Consider the following 20721-nt stretch of genomic DNA (forward strand, 5'->3'; position numbering starts at 1 on the left):
GGCATGCGGATCGTCATCGCGGAGGACTCGACCATCCTGCGCCAAGGTCTCGTCGAGCTGCTGACCTTCCGGGGCCACGAGGTCGTCGCCGCGGTGAAGGACGCCGACGCGCTGCGGGCCGCCGTCGAGGAGCACTCCCCCGATGTGTCCATTGTGGACATCCGGATGCCGCCGACGCACACCGACGAGGGCCTGCGGGCGGCGATTTCGCTGCGCCGCGAGTCGCCGGGCAACGCGATCCTGCTGTTCTCCCAGTACGTCGAGACGAAGTACGCGGCCCAGCTCCTGGCCGATCGCGCGGGCGGGGTCGGCTACCTGCTCAAGGACCGCGTCGCCGAGGTGTCGGACTTCCTCGACGCGCTGCGCCGCGTCGCGGACGGCGAGACGGTGCTCGACCCCGAAGTCGTCAGCCAGCTGTTCTCGGCGACGCGCCAGACCGACGCGCTCAGCGGGCTCACGCCGCGGGAGCGCGAAGTCCTGGGCCTGATGGCGGAAGGCCGGTCGAACTCCGCGATCGCCGCGAAACTGTTCCTCTCGGCCGGATCGGTCGAAAAGTACGTGACGTCGATCTTCGGCAAGCTCGGCCTGCCACCGTCCGAAGGGGACAACCGCCGGGTGCTGGCGGTGTTGCGCTACCTGGATTCCTGAGCCAGCAGCCCGTCGACGAGCGCGCGCAGCCCCGGCGCGTAGGTGTCCCGGGCGGTCAGCTCCGGCCAGCGGCTCCCGAGCGCGGCCAGGCTGGGGAACCGGGACTCGTCCAGGCCCGCGAACACCGTGTCGCGATAGCTCGGCCGGCCTTCTGAAGCCCGTCGCCGCTCGGCACGCACGCGGATGAGGATTTCCCCGGCCGTGTAGTACCAGATGCCGCGGTAGAGGTCGACGGCCTGCTCGGGCGTGCGGCCGCAGCCGAGGGCGCCGCCGACGATGGCTTCGACCATCCACAGGGCCGATTCGCCCAGCAGGTCGTCGGCCGTCAGGACCTCCACGGCCTGCGGCCAGGCGGCCAGCGAGTCGTGCATGACGGTCGCCGCGGCGATGATCCGCTCGCGCGGGTCGTCCGGCAGCTCGGGCCGCGGCAGCTGGTCGGCGTAGTACTCGAGCAGCTGGACCAGCAGGTCGTCCTTGTCGCGCACGTGGTGGTACAGCGTCGTCGCGCCGACCCCCAGCTCGGTGGCCAGCCGGCGGATCGTCAGTTTCCCCCAGCCGTCCCGGTCGAGGATCACCCGCGCCGCTTCGAGGATCTGCGGACGCGAGGTCGCCGGCGGCCGTCCGATGCGTGGCATGCCCCCATCATGCCCGCCGGGCCGTTCGACACGCGCTCGCCCCGGATGCTACTTTCGGAACATGTTCGAAAACTATGACCTGTTCAAGACCCTGATCCAGCTGCGTCCGAGCGGGGTCGCCGAGCCGGCCGAACACCGCCGGGAAGCCCTCACGGGAACCGACGGCGAGAGCCTGTGGACCATCAGCGCGTTCCACGCCGAGAACGACCGGGCCGTGCACTCGGACGTCTGGGAACGCCACTCCAAGGGGCACGAAGTCCTCGTCGTGCTCTCCGGCGCGCTTCGCGTCTACCTGCGCGAAGAGGGACACGTGGCCACCCTGACCGCCGGGCGGTCCTTCATCGTCCCGCCCGGCCGCTGGCACCGGCTGTCCGTGGACGAGCCCGGCGACCTGCTGTCGATCACGCCCCGCGCCGGCACCGAGCACGAACGGGACGTGGCATGAGACGGCCGATCCTGGTGGTGTGCCTGGCGGTCTTCGGGCTGATGGCGGGCCAGCAGATGCTCAACCCGATCCTGCCGCCGCTGGCCCGCGAGTTCGGGTTCAGCGAGCTGGCCCTCGGTGCCGTGTGGGCGGTCGGCGGCGCCGGCGTCGTGCTGGCCAGCCCGTTCTGGGGCCGCCGGGCCGCGCTCCGGGGACACCGGCCGGTCCTGCTGATCTCCTTGGCGGGCGCCATGCTCGGCCTGCTCGGGTTCGCGGTCGTCGCCCAGGCCGGCCTGTCGGGCGCCCTCGCCGGGCCGGTGCTGTTCGCGGCGGTCCTGCTCACCCGCGGCATCGTGTTCGGCCTGGCCTGGGCCGCGACACCGGTGACGGCGCAGTCCTACATCGCCGACATGACCTCGGGCCCGGACGAACGGGTGCGCGGGATGTCGATGTTCGGTGCGGCGCAAGGACTCGCGCTCGCCGTCGGCCCGGCGCTCGGCGGCGTCCTGAGCCTGACCGGCAACCTGCTCGTCCCGGTCTACGCGGCGCCGGTGATCCTCGCCGTGATCGCCGTCGTGATCACGCTCGCGCTGCCGAAACCGCCGAAGCGTGAATCCCAGCCTGTGACAGTGAAGGTCAGCCCGTTCGACCGGCGCATGTGGCCATTCCTGACCATCGGGTTCGGCCTCTACCTCGCGCTCGCGATCGTGCTCATGACCATCGGCTTCCTGGTGCAGGACCGGCTTTACCTGGCCGCGTCGGAAACGAGCCGCGTGACCAGCCTCGTCATGCTGGCCGGTGCGGGGTTGATCATCCTGGTCCAGGTGGTGGCCGTGCCGCGGCTGGGCTGGACGCCGTTGCGCCTGGTCCGGGTGGGCGCGGTGGCGATGACCGGCGGCATGCTCGTCGTGGCCGTCGCTTCGAGCGGGCTGCTGCTCGGCGCGGGGGTGGCTGTGCTCGGCGCCGGGATGGGCTTCGCCACGCCGGGGTTCATGTCCGCGCCGACGCTGCTCGCGACCCGGGACGAACAGGGTGCCGTCGCCGGGCTGATGGGGTCGAGCAGTGCACTGGCGTTCATGGGCGGGCCGTTGCTGGGGACCGGCCTGTACGAGGTCTCCCCCACCGTCCCGTACCTCGCCGGCGCGGTGCTCCTGGCGGGCCTGGCGGTGTTCGCGTTCACCGGCCTCGGCGTCGTGACGCGGCAACCCGCGAAGGTGCCCGTCGCTCCCTAGGCTGGGGCGCATGTACTCCACCGAGATCGAGGTCCGCACCGGCTCCGAAGCCGTCGTCCACGACCTCACCCACGAGGCCGAGTCGTTCCTGCGCGACGCGGACGCGACCGACGGGCTGCTGCACGTCTGGGTCCCGCACGCCACCGCCGGGCTGGCGATCCTCGAGACCGGCGCCGGCAGCGACGAGGACCTGGTGACCGCGCTCGACGAACTGCTCCCCCGCGACGGTCGCTGGCGGCACCGGCACGGGAGCCCGGGTCACGGCCGTGACCACGTGCTCCCGGCGCTGGTGCCGCCCTACGCGACGGTCCCGGTGCTCGGCGGCGTCCTGGCGCTGGGGACCTGGCAGTCGATCTGCCTAGTGGACACCAACCTCGACAACCCGGTCCGGCGCGTGCGCTTCAGCTTCCTGGCGGGCTGACCGGCCCGGCCACAGCGTCACCAGCAGGCCCGCGGCCAGCAGTGCGCCGAGCACCCAGACGCCGGTCGTGACGTCGGGCGCGCCCGGGACGCCCTGAAGCAGGCTTCGCAGGCCTTCGGTCGAGAAGCGGAACGGCGTCCACGACCACAGCAGCGTGCGGTAGCCCGGGTTCAGCAGCTCCGGCACCTGGCCGGCGACCGCGGGCGCGACCAGGTACAGCGGGCCGAGCACGGCCATCGCGCGCAGCCCGAGCAGGCGCAGCAGCCCGGCTTGCAGGGCCGCGAACGCGGTCGCGGCGAGGAAGACGAACCCCAGGACGCCGGCGTCGAGCGGCAGCGCGGCGTCCCACAGCGCGAAGAACCCGGCCACGGCCGCCGTCACCAGCACTCCGGCGCCGGCGACCTGCAGGAACCGCGCGCCGGCGCCGACCGTGCGGCCGGTGCGCTTGGCCAGCTGCGTCAGCGCGAGACCCGCGACGAGCGCGCCGATCCAGGCCAGCGCGGACGCGGCCAGCGGCGCGGTCCGGCCGGCGACGCTCACCGGGTGCAGCACCTCCTGCTTCGGGGCGCTCCCCAGCGCCGACGCCGCGCCGGTCAGTGCCTGCTGCGCGATCTGGGTGCCGGCCGGGTTGACCGCCCCCGACGTCACGACCGTCGCGGACGGCCCCGGCCCGAGCTCGAGCACGCCGTAGACCTTCTTGTCCTCCAGCAGCTTCCGCGCGTCGGCCGGGGACGCGATCGTCCAGGCGAGCTGACCGCCACCGTGCGCCGCGATGCGCTGCGCGACCTCCGGCGGCGCGGCGACCGCGACCGGGACGCCGTCCGGCGCGGCCGTGGCCTGCGCGCCGAAGGTCAGGAACCCGAGCACCACGGCCACCAGCGCGCCGGCCACGGCGGCGACCAGGGCGAGCGCCCCGGCGGGGCGCCGGACAGGACTGGTCATGACAACCTCCATTTATTCGTCGCTTGTTGAATTAATGGTCAAGGTACGACTGCGCGCTCAAGAAGTCAACGCGTGTTGAATAGTGACGCCGGTAACCTCGACGTCGTGACGAAGAAGCGGCTCGTGCTCTGGGACATCGACCACACGCTGGTGGACTTCGCCGGTCTGGGCGCGGCCTGGTACGCCGCCGCGTTCACCGCCGCGACCGGCGCGACCCTGCGCGTCGACCCGGTGTTCGGCGGCCGCACCGAACTGGCGACCACCACCGAGCTGCTCACCGCGAACGGCTTCGAACCCGCCCCGGACACGATCCGAGCGATGTTCAAGGCCCTGGTGGCGGAGTCGGAACGCGCGGTGCACCGCTTCGCGACCGAAGCCCGGGCGCTGCCGGGCGCGACCGAAGCGCTGACCGCGTTCGCCGGGCGCGACGACGTCGTCCAGTCGCTCGTCACCGGCAACCTGCCGGAGATCTCGCGGCACAAGCTGGTCGCGTTCGGCCTGCACGAGCACCTCGACCTGGACATCGGCGGCTACGGCACGCTTTCGGTGCACCGCCCCGACCTGGTCCCGCACGCGGTGGGGCTGGCCGCAGCGAAGCACGGCGCGCCGTTCGATGCCGACGCGGTCGTCGTCGTCGGCGACACCCCGAACGACGTCAAGGCGGCCTTGGACCACGACGCGCTCTCCATCGCGGTGGCCACCGGGCTCTACAGCGCCGACGAGCTGCGGGCGGCCGGCGCGCACATCGTGCTGCCGGACCTGGCCGACACCGACGCCGTGAAAACCGCCGTGTTCAGCTGAAAGTCGTCTTCGTCGTCCTCCGGAGGGTGTCAACCCTCATCCGAAGGGACGACCCCTTAGGGGTCAATCTCCTTCCTTCGCCTGATGTGGCCGGAGACCGCTGTTCGCCACACTTCCGGTCATGACTGAAGCAGCGTCGGCGGCCATGCCCGCCGGAGGGGGACGCATCCGCGGCACGGTCGCGGTGCTCAGGCAACGCCTCCCGTTCACCAGCAGCGTCGTGCTCGCGATGCTCGTGCTGGCCGTCGTGTCGGGGGCGCTCTGGAGCGCCGCCGAAGACCGCGCGGCCTACCCGTTCATCGCCTACGGGCTGCCGTCGCTGGAGACGGGCCGGTGGTGGACCATGCTCACCGGGCCGTTCTTCGCCGTCGTCCCGTGGTTCTACCTCCCGATGGTCGGCAGCTTCGCGCTCTTCGCCGGCTTCGCCGAGTGGCAGCTGGGGACGCGGCGCGCGATGACGGTGACCATCGGCGGCCAGTTCGTCTCGGTGCTCGTCGCGACCCAGTTCCTCGCGCTGTGCCGCAACTCCGGCTGGCTGTGGGCCGAGCGCATGGCGGGCAGCCTCGACGTCGGGTTCTCCGGCGGCGCGCTCGCCGCGGTCGCGGTCGCCAGCGCGACGCTGCGGCCGCCGTGGGCGCTTCGGCTGCGAGCCGGGCTCTGCGTGTACGCCGGGGTCGCGATCGTCTACGTCGGCACGCTGGCCGACCTCGTGCACTTCTTCGCGCTGCTGGCGGCGATCCCGCTCGGCAACCGGCTCGTCGGCTCGCGGCGGGCGCCCTCGGCGGGGCCGGACCCGCGGGAGTGGCGGCTGCTCACCGTCGCCGGCCTGCTGCTGCTCACCATCGCCGAGATCGTGATGTTCCTGGTGCCCGGCGAAGGCCCGTTCGGCTCCACCGAAGGGGTTTCGCTGTCGGCGCCGGAGCTGGCGGTCCTCGTGCTGATCGTGGTGCCGATGATCAACGGGCTGCGCAAGGGCCGCCGCGTCGCGTGGCGCTGGGCGATCGCGCTGTCGGCTTTCGTGACGCTGCAAGGGCTCGCCGCGGCGACGGTCTACGGGCTGGCCGACCTCTTCGGTGCGGACTACGACACCACGGGCCTGCCGCTGTTCTTCGTGGACAATCTCTTGTGGACGGTCGAGCTCGGCGTCCTGATCGCCGCGCGGCACGCCTTCCGCGTCCCTTCGCGGCGACGGCGGCGGCGCCACGCGCAGGGTCCCGGGGCGGCGCTGGCCCGCACGCTGCTCGGGCGGCACGGCGGCAGCACGCTGTCGTGGATGACGACCTGGCCGCGCAACACGTACTTCGTCCGTGAAGACGGCCGTTCGTACCTGGCTTACCGCAAGCACGCGGGCGTCGCGGTCGCGCTGGGCGACCCGATCGCGCCGGACGGCACGGCGGCGGCCACGGTCACCGAGTTCACCGCGATGTGCGAAAACGCCGGCCTGGTGCCGTGCGTGTTCTCGGCGACGGAGGCGACCGTCGCGGCGACCCGCGAGCAGGGCTGGCAGCACGTCCAGGTCGCCGAGGACAACGTGCTCGACCTGGAAGCGCTGGAGTTCCGCGGCAAGGCGTGGCAGGACGTCCGCTCGGCGCTGAACAAGGCCGCGAAGCAGGACATCGACTTCCGGCTGATCCGCTTGGCCGACCAGCCGGAGCCCATCCTCGCCCAGGTCCGGGCGCTGTCGGAGGAGTGGATGTCGGGCAAGAGCATGCCGGAGATGGGCTTCACCCTCGGCGGCCTCGACGAGGCGATGGACCCGGCAACGCGCGTCGGCCTGGCGGTGGACGCCGAGGGCACGGTCCACGGCGTGACGTCGTGGCTGCCGGTCCACACGGGCGCGGGCAAGGTGGGCGGCTGGACGCTGGACGTGATGCGCCGCAGCCCCCACGGATTCCGCCCGGTGATGGAGTTCCTGATCGCGTCGGCCTGCGTCCAGTTCCGCGCCGAGGGCGCGAGGTTCGTCTCGCTGTCGGGAGCGCCCCTGGCCCGCACGCCCGACGACGGCCCGGCGCGCACGATCGACCGCGCGCTGGAGTCATTGGGCCGCGTGATGGAGCCGTACTACGGATTCCGTTCCCTGCACGCGTTCAAGGCGAAGTTCCAGCCCCGGCACGTGCCGCTGTACCTGGCCTACCGCGACGAGGCGGACCTGCCGCGGATCGGGCTGGCGCTGAGCCGGGCGTACCTGCCGGACGTCCGGCTGCGAGAGCTGGCGAAGCTGGTCAGTAGCTCTCGGGGACGCTGATCCCCTGCGGGAACCAAATCTCACGCCGCTTGATGACATTCTCCGACTGTTCGGTCAGAGTGCCGTCCGTCAGGCGTAGCCAATGACAGTTCGTGGAATCTGTGAAGGCCAACATGACACCCGGTTGGGCGCTCATTCCTCCCCAACCGGGCCGCACCGGCATTCGCCATTTTCCCGGCGGGAGCACCGCGTACAGGTACTCGTCTCGTTCAACGCTATCACCGCGCTGGATGTAGGGACCGCGTACCGGAAGACTCTTGAAGATGTCAAAGGAGACAATAACATTGTTGATTGCTTCTGGATTCCCGTTGGCGACGATCATGTACAAATCCACCGGTGTGCCGTCAGGGAAGGTCGCACCGTCCTCAGAGGCCTCGATCCATGCCGTCACGCGCGATGCTTGCTCCTGCCTGTCGCGCAGTTCCTGCCGTCGGCGGTCTTCTCGAGCTATCCGCCCATCCCGGCGGGCGATCCACAACGCGACGACCACCGCCGCGACCGTTCCCGCTGCACCAGCCCACTGCCCAGCGGCGCCCCACCAGTCGGCACCACGAGCCCTTGTGACCCACGTCCAAGCCTTGCCGAGCAACGGACCGAACAGCAGAAGAATTCCGGCCACAACCAGCACGCTGATTGCACCAGCCCTTACCCTAAGCAGCCGTTTATCCATTAATTCATCCACCACCTGAGCTATCGACCGAAATGATCCGCCGTGACGCCGGTCAGCGGTAGGTGGTCGGCGGCGGAGTGGTCGTGCTCCGGCTCGTGGCCGGGACGAAGCGATAGCTCTGCAGGATCCGCACCAGGTCCTCCCGGATCGTCGGCCCGGAGCGGTCGGCGTCGGCGTACGCCACCACCACGCCCGACGCACCACCCGAGCCGTTCCCGAACCCCATCGCCGCCACCAAAGCGTGCTTCGCCCAGCACGGCCCGGTCTCGGTCGGGATGACGTCCGCGATCACGATCCGCGCCGGCGCCTTCGAGCCGTCGGCCTTCGTCACCTGTGCGTCGCTACCCGCGTCCGCGGTCACCGCGGCCGGCGGGCCGTTGTCCGGGCTGTACGCGCTCACCCCGAGGTCCGTCACCGCCTTGCGGGCGGCCGCGTCGGCGTCCGGCAGCGGCTCCGTCGTGACACCCGCGCCGCCGAGGTTCGCGTGCTCGCAGAAGTTCTCGCCCAGGAACGCGCTCGTGATGAGGCGGATCCCCGGCGCGGCAGCGGTCTTCTCCCAGCCGTGCAGCGTGCTCGGCGACGGTTCCCAGCTCGGCGGGACGTCATAGGCGTACGAGCCGTCCTTGCCCGCAACCGACCGCCAACCGGCGACGGCCGCGGGGACGACCGTCCGCGGCGACGGCGTCTCGACCCGCGGTGGGCGCGACGTCGGCGTCGACGTGTGGTGCGACTTGCCCACGCCCAGCGCGTTCAGCACGCCCGCGATCAGCGCGATGAGCACCAGCCCGACCCACGGCGCCCGCCGCCACTTCTGCGGCTTCGGCGCCGGGCGGATCCGCTTCGGCTGTGCCCTCGGCGGTTCCGGCGAGAGCGAGGGCGAAGGCGGCGGCGCGTCCGCGGGTTCGTAGCCGCCGAACCCGCGGAGCGCCGCGTTGTCCTCGTACCCCGGCGTCGTGTCGTCCGAGCGCCGGGAGAACAGCCCCATCAGGAGCGGACGAGCTTGACCAGGTGCTCGACGACGGCGTCGACCGCGATCTCTTCGCGCTCGCCCGTCCGCCGGTCCTTGACCTCGACGACGCCGTTGGCCAGGCCACGCCCGACCACCAGGATGGTCGGCACGCCGACCAGCTCGGCGTCGGCGAACTTGACACCGGGCGTCGCCTTGCGGTCGTCGAGGATGATCTCGAGACCGGCGGTGTCCAGCTCGGCGGCGATCTTCTCGGCGCCGGCGCGCACCGCGTCGTCCTTGCCCGCGATGACGATGTGCACGTCGAACGGCGACACCTCGCGCGGCCAGATGATGCCGAGCTCGTCGTGGTTCTGCTCGGCGAGCACGCCGACCAGCCGCGAGACGCCGACGCCGTAGGAGCCCATCGTGATGCGGATCGGCTTGGAGTCGGGGCCGAGCGCGTCGAGCTCGAACGCGTCCGCGTACTTGCGGCCGAGCTGGAAGATGTGCCCGATCTCGATGCCGCGCGCGGCGACCAGGGTGCCCTGGCCGTCCGGCGACGCGTCGCCTTCGCGGACCTCGGCGGCCTCGATCGTGGCGTCCGGGGTGAAGTCACGGCCGGCGAGCAGGTCGACGACGTGGTGGTCGGCCTTGTCGGCCCCGGTGACCCAGGCGGTGCCGGGCGCGATCCGCGGGTCGGCGAGGTAGCGCACACCGTTGTCCTGCAGCGCCTTCGGGCCGATGTAGCCCTTGACCAGGAACGGGTTCTCCTTGAAGTCGGCCTCTTCGAGCAGCTCGACCTCGGCCGGCTCGAGCGACGCTTCGAGGCGCTTCATGTCCACTTCGCGGTCACCGGGGAGCGCGACGCAGACCAGCTCCCACTCCTTCGCGCCCGGCTGACGCGTCTTGAGCATGACGTTCTTCAGCGTGTCCGCGGCGGTGAACTCGCGGCCGAGCCCGGCCGCGTTGAGGAAGTTGACCAGCGTCTCGATGGTCGGCGTGTTCGGCGTGTGGTGCACCTGCGCCTCGGGACGGCCCTCGACCGGCTGCGCGGGCGGCGCGGGCGTCACGACGGCTTCGACGTTCGCCGCGTAGCCCGACTCGGTGCTGCGGACGTAGGTGTCCTCACCCGTCTCGGCGACCGCGAGGAACTCTTCCGAGGCCGAGCCGCCCATCGCGCCCGACGTCGCCTTCACGACGACGTACTCGAGGCCGAGGCGGTCGAACAGCTTGGTGTAGGCCGCGCGGTGCGCCTGGTAGGAGCGCTCGAGACCCTCGTCGTCGAGGTCGAAGGAGTACGAGTCCTTCATGACGAACTCGCGGCCGCGCAGGATGCCGGCGCGGGGCCGCGCTTCGTCGCGGTACTTCGTCTGGATCTGGTACAGCGTGACCGGGTAGTCGCGGTAGGAGCTGTACTCGCCCTTGACGGTGAGGGTGAAGAGCTCTTCGTGCGTCGGGCCGAGGAGGTAGTCGGCGCCCTTGCGGTCCTTGAGGCGGAAGAGGGCGTCGCCGTACTCGGTCCAGCGGCCGGTGGCCTCGTAGGGCTCCTTCGGCAGCAGCGCGGGGAACTGGATCTCCTGCGCGCCGATGGCGTTCATCTCGTCGCGCACGATGTTCTCGATGCGGCGCAGCACGCGGAGGCCGAGGGGAAGCCAGGAGTACCCGCCCGGTGCGACCCGGCGGACGTAGCCGGCGCGCACCAGGAGCCGGTGGCTCGGTACCTCGGCGTCCGCCGGGTCCTCGCGCAAGGTGCGAAGGAACAACGACGAAGTCCTGGTGATCACTGCGAGCTCCCTGCTCCGGGCGGGTGTGAAAGTCCCGCTCAGGGTAGTCACTCCCCCGGCCGTGACTCCAACGGGTTACTCGGCGGCCGGTTTTTGTCGGTGGTGGCCGCTAGCTTCGGGGGCATGGCGATCCACATGGGCATGATCACGATCGACTGCGCGGATCCACGCGGTCTGGCGGAGTTCTGGACGGCGGCGCTCGGCACGACGGTGGCCCAGGACTACGGGGGCGAGTTCCTGGTGCTGGCGCCCCCGGAGGGCGGGCTGCCGCTGGGGTTGCAGCGGGTGCCGGAGCCGCGCGCGGGGAAGAACCGGGTGCACATCGACTTCGGTGCGGACGATCGAGGAGCGGAGGTGACGAGGCTGGTGGGGCTGGGTGCGAAAGAGCTGGGCGAGCACGAGGTGCCCGGGTTGGCGTGGACGGTGCTGACGGATCCGGAGGGGAACGAGTTCTGCGTATCGGGATGAGCCGAAATGGCTGGTCACAGGCCTGCGCGGCCGGTCGGCGCGGCAGCGGGTAGAAAGGCGGCATGAGCGCTCGCGTACTGCTGCCCTGGACCGACATCGACGTGCCCGAGGGGGTCGAAGCCGCCTATTACGACGGCGTCGAGCCGCCCCCGGCCGAGCTGGACGACGTCGAGTTCTACGTGCTGCCCTACGACCGCGGGCCGGAACCGCCGAAGCTCATCAAGGAGCTGCCGTCGCTGCGGGTGGTGCAGTCGCTGTCCGCCGGCGTCGAGACGCTCGTGCCGCTGCTGCCCGAAGGGGTGCGGCTGGCGAACGGGCGGGGGCTCCACGACCTGAGCGTCGCCGAGCACGCCCTCGCGCTGATCCACGCGGCGCAGCGCGACCTGCCGCGCTGGTTCGCGCAGCAGGCGCGCGGCGAATGGACCCGTGAGCACACGCGCTCCCTCGCCGACAGCCGTGTCCTGCTGGTCGGTCACGGCTCGATCGGGCAGGCGATCGAGCGCCAGCTCCTCGCCGCGGAAGCGGTCGTGACCCGGGTGGCGAGCCGCGCGCGCCCGGACGAGGACGTCCACGGCGTCGCCGAGCTGCCGGACCTGCTGCCCGAGGCCGACATCGTGGTACTGGTCCTCCCGGACACCCCCGCGACGCGCGGCCTGCTCGACGCGAAGGCCCTGGCCGCCCTCCCCGACGACGCCCTGGTCGTGAACGTCGGCCGCGGCACGGCGATCGACACGGACGCCCTCCTGACGGAGACGCGCACCGGCCGCCTGCGCGCGGGCCTCGACGTCGTGGACCCGGAACCGCTGCCCGCGGACCATCCACTGTGGACGGTGCCGGGCGTGGTCATCACCCCGCACATCGCCGGCGGGTCGGCGTCGTTCTACCCGCGCGCGAAGAAGCTGGCGGGCGAGCAGCTGCGGAGGTACGCGAAGGGTGAGGAGCTGCTCAACCTCGTAGAGCACTGACGGCGGCAGCCGGGCCGGGGACTCGCTGCCCCTGGGGCGTCCCGATTTCAGGACAGTACGTAGACGTGCCATTCGTCGTCGACGCGATATCCGCACCGCTCGTAAACGCCCAGGGCGCGGTGCGCGTTGTCGACGTCGACGTTCAGCGCCGACCGGTCGAACCCCGCGGCCTTCGCCGCCGAAAGCGTGTGTCCCAGCAGCCCCGACGCGACGCCGCGGCCGCGCAGCACCGACCGCGTTCCCACCCAGCTGGCGTAGTGCTCGCGGATGCCCGTCGCCGCCGCTTCGGACGCGTAAAAGTGGCTCAGCACGAACGCGAGGACCTTGTCGCCGTCGAGGACCAGGTACGACAGGTCCGGGCGGAAGTCCTTCGAGCCGGTGACCAGGTGGCGCCAGGCGTCGGGCTCGTAGACCGTGCTGCCCCAGTGGTCGGCGAAGGTGTCGTTGCGGGCGTCGAGCACGGCGAGGTCGTGCTCGAAGTCGAACGGGACTGCCGTGAAACCGTCCGGCAGGGCCGGCTGCGGCGGCAGGTCGGCGAGGCCGACGCGCATGTTGACCATCGTCCGCGCGTGCGTGTACCCGGCGCCGGCCAGGACGCCGGCGATCCAGCGCTCGTTCTGGTGGTGGCCGTGGTGCAGCTCGATCGGCGCGTCCGGGAAAGTGCGCTCGTTGACCTCGCGGCTCGTCCGCGAAAACCACTCGACCAGGTGAGCGCCGACTTCGGCGCCCCGGTACTCCGGGCGCACGACGGACTGGAGCCGGAGCATGTGGACGGGGGTCGCGGCGTCGCGGCGGCGGACGAGGCCGTAGCCGACGAGCGTCTCGCCCGCCCAGGCGCCGGTGGTGGCCCGGGCCAGGTCGATGTTGGGTCCTTCGAGCTCCTCGCGGAGGTCTTCGTCGGTGAAGTGGTCACCCGTCCGGTCGATCTCCTCGGCGGCGGCGTACAGCCGGGTGAACGCGGGGACGTCGTCGAGGGTCAACGGGCGCCAGGTCAGGTCCATGCCGCGAGGCTAGGCCGGACGGCGACGTCCGCGCACCCCGATTTGGCAAAAGCCGACACAGTACGCTCGGTGCGTGCTGGTCCTCCTTCCTCCTTCTGAGACCAAGGCCGACGGCGGCCGCGGCGGCCCGCTCGACCTCGACGCACTGTCGTTCCCCGAGCTGAACCCGGCGCGCGCGAAGCTCGCCGACGCGCTCGTCGAGCTGGCTCGTGACGTCCCGGGCAGCGTCTCGGCCCTGGGCCTCACTGAGCGCCAGGCCGGGGAGGTGGCGCGCAACGCGGAGCTGCTGACGTCGCCGACGATGCCGGCGCTGCGCCGCTACACCGGCGTCCTGTACGACGCGCTGGACGTGAAGAGCTTCACGAGGGCGAGCCTGGAGAAGGCACACCGGCGGCTGGCGGTGACGTCGTCACTGTTCGGCGTGGTGTCGGCGACCGACCCGATTCCCGCGTACCGGCTTTCCGGCGGGAACTCGCTGCCGTCGCTGGGGACGGTCCGCGGGCACTGGAAGCCCGTGCTCGAACCGGTGCTGCAGCAGGTGGAGGGCCTGGTGGTGGACCTGCGGTCGGGCACGTACTCGGCGTTCGCGAAGCTGCGCCCGGACGCGGTGACGGTCCGCGTGGTGACGGCCAACGCCCGCGGCGAGCGCGTGACGGTCAGCCATTTCAACAAGGCGTACAAGGGCCGGCTGGCTCGTGAACTGGCGATCACCCGGGCCGAGCCGTCCACTGTGGACCAGCTGGTGAAGGTGATCACGAAGGCGGGCTTGGTGGTGGAGCGCACCGGCGAGCACGCGCTGGAGCTGGTCACGGAGGGCTGACGGCTCGCCGGACGTCATGAACGACTCTTTCCTGTCGCCGGACGAGGTGAACGAGTCGTTCATGTCATCGCAGGGGCGCGGCCTCCGCTCAGAACCGGTGCGGGGCGAACGGCGTCAGGTCGAAGCCCGGGTCCTCCCCCAGCGCGACCTCGGCGACCAGCTTCCCCGCGAACGGCGCGTTCGTCAGCCCGCCCGCGCCGAAACCCGTCGACACCGCGAGCCCCGGCCGCAGCAGACCCAGGATCGGCAAGCCGTCGGGCGTCCCCGGGCGGAAGCCGACCCGGGTCTCCGCCAGCGTCGCGTCCGCCAGGCCCGGGGCCACCGTCAGCGCGTTGTCCAGCACCTCGCGCTGGCCCGCCGCCGTCACGCGGTAGTCGAAGCCGGACTCCGCCTCGCGCGTCGCGCCCGCCACCACGCGGCCGCCGGGGAACGCCAGGAGGTAGTGGCTCGTGCGCGGGAGCACCACCGGCCACGCCGACGTGTCCGTGCCCGGCAGGTCGAAATGACTGATCTGGCCGCGATGCGGCGTCACCGGCAGGTCGATCCCCAGCGGTGCCAGCAGTTCCCGGCTCCACGCGCCCGCCGCGACCACGATGCTGTCCGCCTCCAGCGGGCCTGACGCGCTCGTCACCGTGCCGTCGGCCCGGAACGCGACCTCGCCTTCGACGAACTTCGCGCCCCGGCGCTCGGCGGCCGACAGCAGGGCCCGGCGCAGCTGGTGGCCGTCGACGCGGCCCGCGCCCGACAGGTGCACCGCACTCAGGCCGGGCGCCAACTCGGGGAACAGTTCGCGCGCCTGCGCGGAGTCGAGCCGCCGGATTTCCCCTATTTCGGGCGCTTCCGCCGCTCGCGCGGTCAGCCGTTCGTGCGCCTCGGTCAGCTCAGCGTCGTCAGCCGACACGACCATCCCGCCGACGACCTCGAACGACGAGTCCTCCAGTGAGGCCGTGAACTCACGGTAGTACCGGCCGGCCGCCGATGACAGCGGGTACAGCGCGTCTTCCCCGCGCGACACCCAGGGGCTGACGATCCCGGCGCCGGCTTCGGTGGCCGTCCCCGGCCGGGCCGCATCCGCGACGATCACTTCCGCGCCCCGGCCCGCCAGGTGCCAGGCCGTTGCCGCGCCGCCGATTCCGCTTCCGATCACGAGCACTCGCATGTCCCCCACCCTGCCCGACCGTGCCGCGCCCGGGCCACCGGGTTTGCCCCGCGCCCTCGGCCGACCGGCCGTATGCTGCGCGCCATGCCGAGCCGTGCCGAGCGGTATGTCGCCCATCTCGATGGCCTGACCGGGAGCACCGAGCCCCGGCTGCAGCCGATCTCGTCGACCCACGCCGGGCTCGACGACGTCATCGCGTTCGTCTACACCGACGAACCGGAGCCGAGATACCTGACCGGTGTGACGTACGGCCTTTCGCTGGGCGACCACGCCGATTGGCACGGCGTGAAACCGGAGCTGTGGATCAGCGTCCGGTCCGACGACCCGGTGTGGGCGCTGGCCATCGGCTACCTCGCCGAGCAGCTGCGGGGCACCTGCCCGTTCGTCTACGGCGACACCATCGACTTCGGCGAGCCGATCGCCCCGGAGTCCACGATGACGGCGTTCGCCGTGTCGGCGCCCGCGGGCCTCGACGCGCACCAGTACACGCTGATCGACATCGGCGGCGCGCCGATCAGCATCGCCGGCTGCTACCCGGTGCACGACACCGAGCGGAAGTACATCCGCGAGCACGGCATCGACGCGTTCTGGCAGCTGGACTGGGACCTCTACGACGTGCGGCGCCCGCCGGTCGTCTGATACGCGGCGTTCGCGAGCCGCACGAACGAGCGGACCAGCGGGCCGGCGTCCTTCCAGGCGACGACCACCGGGTTGGGCGCCAGGTCGGTGAGCGGCACGACGGTCAGCTCTCCCGGCGGCCGGTGGCCGAGCGGCATCAGCCCGACGGTCCCGTTCCACAGCACGGCCTGCAGGCATTCCTGGACCCCGCGCACCACCGGCCCTTCGCGCGGTTCGCCGCCGTGCCAGTAGGCCTGCCAGACCGGGTCGGTGCCGTCCGGGAACCGGAACCACGGCCGGCCGGCCAGGTCGGCCAGCTCCAGGTGGTCGCGGCGGGCCAGCGGGTCGTCGGCGCGCAGCACCGCGCCCACCGGGTCTTCGCGCAGCCGGTGCACCGTCAGCCCGGTCTCGTCGAACGGCCCGCGGGTCAGCGCGACGTCGACCAGCCCGGCGCGCAGCCCGCACGTCGGGTCGGTCAGGTCCGTGTCGCGGACGCGGACCTCGACGCCCGGGTGCTGCCGGCGGTAGGCGTCGGCCAGCCGCGTCGCGTCCGGGTCGGCGCTGTCGGCGAGGAGGCCGACGGTGATCGTCGCGGCGCCGGCCGCGGCGGCCACGCGCACGCGCGCCCGGTCGGCCTGGTCGAGCAGGGCGCGTGCCTCGTCCAGCAGTGCCGCGCCGGCCGGGGTGAGCGTGACGCCGGCCGCGGAGCGCACCAGCAGGACGGCGCCGACGTCGGCTTCCAGCTGCTTGACCGCCCGGCTCAGCGGCGGCTGGCTCATGTGCAGCCGCACCGCGGCCCGGCCGAAGTGGAGTTCTTCGGCGACGGCCACGAAGTAACGCAGCGTCCGCAGCTCCATGACCGGCGACGATAGGCGCCCGGTATCGGTGCGACGAAACCGGTCTTGGACGGCGCCGGCGTCCCGGCGGTGGAATCGGGGCATGACCGACCTGACCGATCCCGCCGTGCGGGTGACCGACGCCCAGGAACTCGCCGCGGATCTGCTGGTGCTCCCGAACCGCGGGGTCGACCTCGTGCCCAACATCGGCGTCATCGGCGGCACGGAGGCCGTCCTGGTCGTCGACACGGGCCTGGGCACCGCGAACGCCTCGGAGGTACTCGCCTTCGCGGCCGAAGTCGCGAAGGGCCGTCGCCTGTACCTGACCACGACGCACTTCCACCCCGAGCACGCGTACGGCGCGCAGGTGTTCGCCGGCGAGGCCACGTACCTGGTCAACCGCGGACAGGCGGACGACCTCGCCACGAAGGGCGCGGGCTACCTGGAGATGTTCCGCGGTCTCGGCGAGGTGGTCGCCCGCCGCCTCGAGGGCGTCCGCGTGCCGACGCCCGACGTGGTCTACGACGGCACGCGGGAGCTCGACCTCGGCGGCCGGACCGTCCTGCTGCGGCCCACGGGCCGGGGCCACACCACCGGTGACCAGGTCGTCGAGGTGCCGGACGCCGGCGTGCTGTTCACCGGCGACCTGGCCGAGACCGGGCAGTTCGCGATCCTCCCGTGGTTCCCGCCGCACGACACGGACGTCACCGGCGTCGGCTGGCTCGACGTCCTGGACCGGCTGACGCTCGGCGAGCCCCGGGTGGTGGTGCCCGGGCACGGCGAGGCCGGGGGCGTTTCGGTGCTCACCGACGTCCGCGACTACCTGCGCGAGCTGCGGGACGAGACGTGGCGCCGGCAGGACGCGGGTCTCGGCGTCGACGAGATCGCCGCCGAGGTCCGCGACGTGCTGGTCGGCCGCCATCCGGAGTGGGCCGGGCGGGAGTGGATCGAGCCGGGCGTCGGGTGCCTGTGCGCCGAACCCCGCCCCTGACACGGCACTTTCCGGCGGCGCGAACGGCCCCTCGGAGGTGCAGCAGCCGCCGATTTCGCGAAATGCTTTCCCGGGCCCCGGAAATCCGGGAACAATTCAGCTCCCGGAGACGCCCAGCACCGCCATCGCCGCGTTGTGGCCGGGGATGCCGCTGACACCACCTCCTCGCACCGCTCCCGCACCGCACAGCAGCACGCGTTCGTGGGCCGTTTCGACGCCCCACCGGCCCGCCTGCGCCGGCTCCGAGGCGAACGGCCAGGCCAGGTCGCGGTGGAAGATGTGCCCGGCCGGCAGGCCCAGCTCGGCCTCCAGGTCGAGCGGAGTCTTCGCCTCCACGCAGGGCTTCCCGTCCGGCCCGGTCAGCAGGCAGTCCTCGATCGGCTCGGCCAGCACGCTGTTCAGCGAAGCCAGCGTCGCGCGCAACGCCGCTTCGCGCGCCTCGTCGTTGCGCCCTTCGAAGAGCCGGGCGGGCATGTGCAGGCCGAACAACGTCAGGGTCTGCACGCCGGCCGCGCGTTCGGCCGGGCCGAGGATCGACGGGTCCGTCAGCGAGTGGCAGTAGATCTCGCACGGCGGCAGCGCAGGGATCTTCCCCGCCGCCGCCTCGCGATAGGCCGCCTCCAGCTGGGTGAACGTCTCGTTGACGTGGAACGTGCCACCGAACGCCTCGGCCGGGTCGACGTGCGGGTCGCGCAGCTTCGGCAGCCGCGACAGCACCATGTTCACCTTCAGCTGCGCGCCTTCCGGCCGCTCGGGTGGCTCCTCCCCCAACAGCCGGGCCAGCGTGTCCGGCGAGACGTTCGCCAGGACGTGCCCGCCGCGCACGACGTGTTCGGCGTCGTCACGGCGGTAGCGCACCTCGCCGCCGGGGTCGACCGAGAGCACCTCCGCACCGGTCACGAGCCGCGCGCCCGCCCCGGCGGCCACCGCCGCGAGCGAGCCGGTGACCGCGCCCATGCCGCCGACCGGGACGTCCCAGTCGCCGGTCCCGTTGCCGATCACGTGGTAGAGCAGGCAGCGGTTCTGCCGCAGGTCCTCGCCGCCCGCCGCGGCGAAAGTACCGATCAGGGCGTCGGTGAGCACGACGCCGCGCACGGTGTCGTCGCCGAACCACGACGTGAGCGTCTCGCCGATCGGCCGCTCGAACAGCAATGACCACGCTTCGCCGTCACTGACGCGGTCGCGGAAGTCCACTTCGGACAGCAGGGGTTCGGTGAGGGTGCCGAAGGAGCGTTCGGCGACGCGCTCGGTCAGCTCGTAGAACCGTTGCCATGCCGCGAAGTCCGAAGTGGACCCGGTGACCGCGCGGAACGACGCCGCCGTCCGGCCGCCGTCCCCCGTGTCGACAAGGAGACCCGAGTCGCCGGTGGGCGTGTAGGACGACATCCGGCGCCGCTTCAGCCGCACGTCGAGGCCGAGGTCGGCCACGATCTTCTTCGGCAGCAAGCTGACCAGGTAGGAGTAGCGCGAAAGCCGGACGTCGACGCCGCCGAACGCGCGGAACGACACGGCGGCGCCACCGGTCTCGCCCCGCCGTTCGAGCACGAGCACCGACCGGCCTGCCCGCGCCAGGTACGCGGCCGCCACCAGCCCGTTGTGGCCGCCACCGACGACCACGACGTCGTACGAGTCCATCCGCTCCTCCTAGCTCGGCTTGCCCGTTCATCGTGACCACGGCGGCAGGCGGAATTCAAGGAAAGCGCACGAACGGTCCTTTCGCGCTATTCGGTTGCGCGAGCCCGGATCGGTCCGGCAAGCTGAACGCAGCCGGCAGGGAGCCGGGGTGTCGAGAGTGGGAGGTGCCTGTCGTGATGGATGTCCGGGCCCTTTCGCGCCCCCACCCACCCGCCCCCCGGAGCTGACCACGCGCCCGGTGGGGCATCCCTGACCAAGGAGAACCCCACCAGTGCGCCAGCACGACTTCGAAGACTTCGACCTGTTCGACGAACGCCCCACCCGCCGTCGTACGCGGTCCGAGGACGACTCCCCGCGGGTTCGCCGGGCCACGCGGTTCGACGACGAACCCGAACCCACCCGCAGCGGCCGGCTGACCGAAGGCGAACGCGTCCGGCTCGCCAAGCTCCGCGACGACGCCTACACCGAAAACCAGCTGCCGGACGGCGCCGACCGCTGGTCGACCTGGGACGACGCCGAACACGGCCCGCTCCCCCGGCCTGGCTGGGTCGTCACCGAGCTCGCCGCCGTCGACACCGACCTCGGCGTCCTCAAGACCGGCAAGGAGGCCGACGTCCACCTGCTGCGGCGCGGTCTGCCCGGCACCCCCGGCACCCCCGGCACGCTGCTCGCCGCGAAGCGCTACCGCAGCGACGAACACAAGCTGTTCCACCGCGACGCGGGCTACCTCGAAGGACGGCGGATGCGCCGCTCCCGCGAGACCCGGGCGATGGCGCAGCGCACCGCGTTCGGCCGCAACCTGATCGCCGAACAGTGGGCGGTCGCGGAGTTCGCCGCGTTGAGTCGCTTGTGGACGCTCAGCGCGCCGGTGCCGTACCCGGTGCAGCGCAAGGGCACCGAGCTGCTCCTCGAGTTCCTCGGCGAGGACGACGGGACGGCCGCACCACGCCTGGCCCAGGTGCGCCCGGAGCCGGACGAGCTCAAGGATCTGTGGTTCCAGGCCACGGCGGCGCTGGAGCTGCTCGCTTCGGAAGGTCTCGCGCACGGTGACCTCTCGGCGTACAACCTGCTCGTGCACCGGGGCCGGCTGGTGGTGATCGACCTGCCGCAGGTGGTCGACGTCGTCGCCAACCCCGGCGGCGTCGAGTTCCTCGCGCGGGACGTGCGCAACCTCGCCGGCTGGTTCCACGGCCGCGGGCTCGGTGAGCACGTCACCGATACCGATGAGCTGCTGACCGAGCTCGTTTCCGCCGCCGGGCTCGGCTGATTCCGCGGCGGCGTCGCCGATGTGGCACGGAACACGTCTGCGACGCCGCCCACAACCGGTTACCTCGATGCGGAGGACCAGCTCCCCCTCAGGTACAGTATGTACAGACCGCAACCGGCGGCGTGGATGAGTTGGTGTCCGTCGCCTCCAGAGCCACCGAATGGCTCGCGGTGATCCGCAACCCCCCAAGCGGCGCGCAGTGTCGGAACA

General features: G+C 72.0%; 21 protein-coding genes. 12 read left to right on the forward strand and 9 right to left on the reverse strand.

Annotated elements, in window-relative coordinates:
* The first annotated feature begins 3 nt into the window (after positions 1 to 3).
* The gene (locus AB0C38_RS18325; RefSeq protein ID WP_360674224.1) at positions 4 to 648 is read left to right on the forward strand and encodes a response regulator transcription factor; all 645 of its coding nucleotides are present in this window, start codon (positions 4 to 6) and stop codon (positions 646 to 648) included.
* Here the strand turns inward: AB0C38_RS18325 and AB0C38_RS18330 are convergent.
* Complete coding sequence (locus AB0C38_RS18330) at positions 633 to 1283, reverse strand: TetR family transcriptional regulator (protein WP_360674227.1); 651 nt, start codon at positions 1281 to 1283, stop codon at positions 633 to 635. The genes AB0C38_RS18325 and AB0C38_RS18330 overlap by 16 nt on opposite strands.
* 61 nt (positions 1284 to 1344) lie before the next feature.
* On the opposite strand from AB0C38_RS18330, the gene AB0C38_RS18335 reads away from it, so the two are divergent.
* The 3 genes from AB0C38_RS18335 to AB0C38_RS18345 are packed head-to-tail and all read left to right on the forward strand — an operon-like array spanning position 1345 to position 3360.
* The gene (locus tag AB0C38_RS18335; protein WP_360674229.1) at positions 1345 to 1728 is read left to right on the forward strand and encodes a cupin domain-containing protein; all 384 of its coding nucleotides are present in this window, start codon (positions 1345 to 1347) and stop codon (positions 1726 to 1728) included.
* A complete protein-coding gene (locus tag AB0C38_RS18340; RefSeq protein WP_360674232.1) occupies positions 1725 to 2939 on the forward strand; it encodes an MFS transporter in 1215 nt (404 codons plus the stop codon). Before AB0C38_RS18335 ends, AB0C38_RS18340 begins: the two co-directional genes overlap by 4 nt.
* 10 nt (positions 2940 to 2949) lie before the next feature.
* On the forward strand, positions 2950 to 3360 hold the full coding sequence (locus AB0C38_RS18345; RefSeq protein WP_360674235.1) for a secondary thiamine-phosphate synthase enzyme YjbQ: 411 nt from the start codon (positions 2950 to 2952) through the stop codon (positions 3358 to 3360).
* On the opposite strand, the gene AB0C38_RS18350 is transcribed toward AB0C38_RS18345, so the two are convergent.
* Entirely contained in the window at positions 3298 to 4302 is a 1005-nt protein-coding gene (locus tag AB0C38_RS18350; protein WP_360674238.1) for an ABC transporter permease, read from the reverse strand. The genes AB0C38_RS18345 and AB0C38_RS18350 overlap by 63 nt on opposite strands.
* A 105-nt stretch (positions 4303 to 4407) precedes the next feature.
* On the opposite strand from AB0C38_RS18350, the gene AB0C38_RS18355 reads away from it, so the two are divergent.
* Positions 4408 to 5103, forward strand: coding sequence for a haloacid dehalogenase-like hydrolase (locus AB0C38_RS18355; RefSeq protein WP_360674241.1), 696 nt, complete (start codon positions 4408 to 4410; stop codon positions 5101 to 5103).
* A 145-nt stretch (positions 5104 to 5248) separates the two neighbouring features.
* Complete coding sequence (locus AB0C38_RS18360; RefSeq protein WP_360674889.1) at positions 5249 to 7348, forward strand: DUF2156 domain-containing protein; 2100 nt, start codon at positions 5249 to 5251, stop codon at positions 7346 to 7348.
* Here the strand turns inward: AB0C38_RS18360 and AB0C38_RS18365 are convergent.
* Genes AB0C38_RS18365 through AB0C38_RS18375 form a run of 3 tightly spaced genes read right to left on the reverse strand, consistent with a single transcriptional unit; the run spans position 7326 to position 10751 of the window.
* The gene (locus AB0C38_RS18365; RefSeq protein ID WP_360674243.1) at positions 7326 to 8018 is read right to left on the reverse strand and encodes a hypothetical protein; all 693 of its coding nucleotides are present in this window, start codon (positions 8016 to 8018) and stop codon (positions 7326 to 7328) included. The genes AB0C38_RS18360 and AB0C38_RS18365 overlap by 23 nt on opposite strands.
* Before the next feature lie 52 nt (positions 8019 to 8070).
* Complete coding sequence (locus AB0C38_RS18370) at positions 8071 to 9003, reverse strand: hypothetical protein (protein WP_360674246.1); 933 nt, start codon at positions 9001 to 9003, stop codon at positions 8071 to 8073.
* Positions 9003 to 10751, reverse strand: a complete 1749-nt coding sequence (locus tag AB0C38_RS18375) for a proline--tRNA ligase (protein WP_360674249.1) — start codon at positions 10749 to 10751, stop codon at positions 9003 to 9005. The genes AB0C38_RS18370 and AB0C38_RS18375 overlap by 1 nt, the downstream gene beginning before the upstream one ends.
* 123 nt (positions 10752 to 10874) lie before the next feature.
* Here AB0C38_RS18375 and AB0C38_RS18380 point away from each other — a divergent pair, with 123 nt between their 5' ends.
* Entirely contained in the window at positions 10875 to 11219 is a 345-nt protein-coding gene (locus AB0C38_RS18380) for a VOC family protein (protein WP_360674252.1), read from the forward strand.
* A gap of 62 nt (positions 11220 to 11281) precedes the next feature.
* Positions 11282 to 12184, forward strand: a complete 903-nt coding sequence (locus AB0C38_RS18385) for a 2-hydroxyacid dehydrogenase (RefSeq protein WP_360674255.1) — start codon at positions 11282 to 11284, stop codon at positions 12182 to 12184.
* 47 nt (positions 12185 to 12231) lie between these two features.
* Here AB0C38_RS18385 and AB0C38_RS18390 read toward each other — a convergent pair whose 3' ends face one another.
* On the reverse strand, positions 12232 to 13185 hold the full coding sequence (locus AB0C38_RS18390) for a GNAT family N-acetyltransferase (RefSeq protein ID WP_360674258.1): 954 nt from the start codon (positions 13183 to 13185) through the stop codon (positions 12232 to 12234).
* A gap of 73 nt (positions 13186 to 13258) precedes the next feature.
* Here AB0C38_RS18390 and yaaA point away from each other — a divergent pair, with 73 nt between their 5' ends.
* Entirely contained in the window at positions 13259 to 14005 is a 747-nt protein-coding gene (yaaA, locus tag AB0C38_RS18395; RefSeq protein WP_360674261.1) for a peroxide stress protein YaaA, read from the forward strand.
* Positions 14006 to 14093: 88 nt separating this feature from the next.
* Here the strand turns inward: yaaA and AB0C38_RS18400 are convergent, their stop codons facing one another.
* Positions 14094 to 15164 carry an FAD-dependent oxidoreductase gene (locus AB0C38_RS18400; protein ID WP_360674264.1) on the reverse strand — a complete coding sequence of 357 codons (1071 nt, stop codon included), beginning with the start codon at positions 15162 to 15164 and terminating at the stop codon, positions 14094 to 14096.
* Positions 15165 to 15248: 84 nt separating this feature from the next.
* Here AB0C38_RS18400 and AB0C38_RS18405 point away from each other — a divergent pair, with 84 nt between their 5' ends.
* Positions 15249 to 15803: a suppressor of fused domain protein gene (locus tag AB0C38_RS18405; RefSeq protein ID WP_360674267.1), complete on the forward strand. Its 555-nt coding sequence runs from the start codon at positions 15249 to 15251 to the stop codon at positions 15801 to 15803.
* On the opposite strand, the gene AB0C38_RS18410 is transcribed toward AB0C38_RS18405, so the two are convergent.
* On the reverse strand, positions 15773 to 16639 hold the full coding sequence (locus AB0C38_RS18410; protein WP_360674270.1) for a LysR family transcriptional regulator: 867 nt from the start codon (positions 16637 to 16639) through the stop codon (positions 15773 to 15775). The genes AB0C38_RS18405 and AB0C38_RS18410 overlap by 31 nt on opposite strands.
* Positions 16640 to 16721: 82 nt before the next feature.
* Here AB0C38_RS18410 and AB0C38_RS18415 point away from each other — a divergent pair, with 82 nt between their 5' ends.
* Complete coding sequence (locus AB0C38_RS18415; RefSeq protein ID WP_360674273.1) at positions 16722 to 17609, forward strand: MBL fold metallo-hydrolase; 888 nt, start codon at positions 16722 to 16724, stop codon at positions 17607 to 17609.
* Between the two features lie 96 nt (positions 17610 to 17705).
* Here AB0C38_RS18415 and AB0C38_RS18420 read toward each other — a convergent pair whose 3' ends face one another.
* Positions 17706 to 19244, reverse strand: coding sequence for an NAD(P)/FAD-dependent oxidoreductase (locus tag AB0C38_RS18420; RefSeq protein ID WP_360674276.1), 1539 nt, complete (start codon positions 19242 to 19244; stop codon positions 17706 to 17708).
* Between the two features lie 271 nt (positions 19245 to 19515).
* Between AB0C38_RS18420 and AB0C38_RS18425 the strand changes: the two genes are divergently transcribed.
* A complete protein-coding gene (locus AB0C38_RS18425) occupies positions 19516 to 20511 on the forward strand; it encodes an RIO1 family regulatory kinase/ATPase (protein ID WP_360674279.1) in 996 nt (331 codons plus the stop codon).
* Positions 20512 to 20721 lie beyond the last annotated feature (210 nt).

Origin of the sequence: Amycolatopsis sp. NPDC048633 (genome assembly GCF_040650695.1) — a bacterium.
Taxonomy (GTDB): Bacteria; Actinomycetota; Actinomycetes; order Mycobacteriales; family Pseudonocardiaceae; genus Amycolatopsis.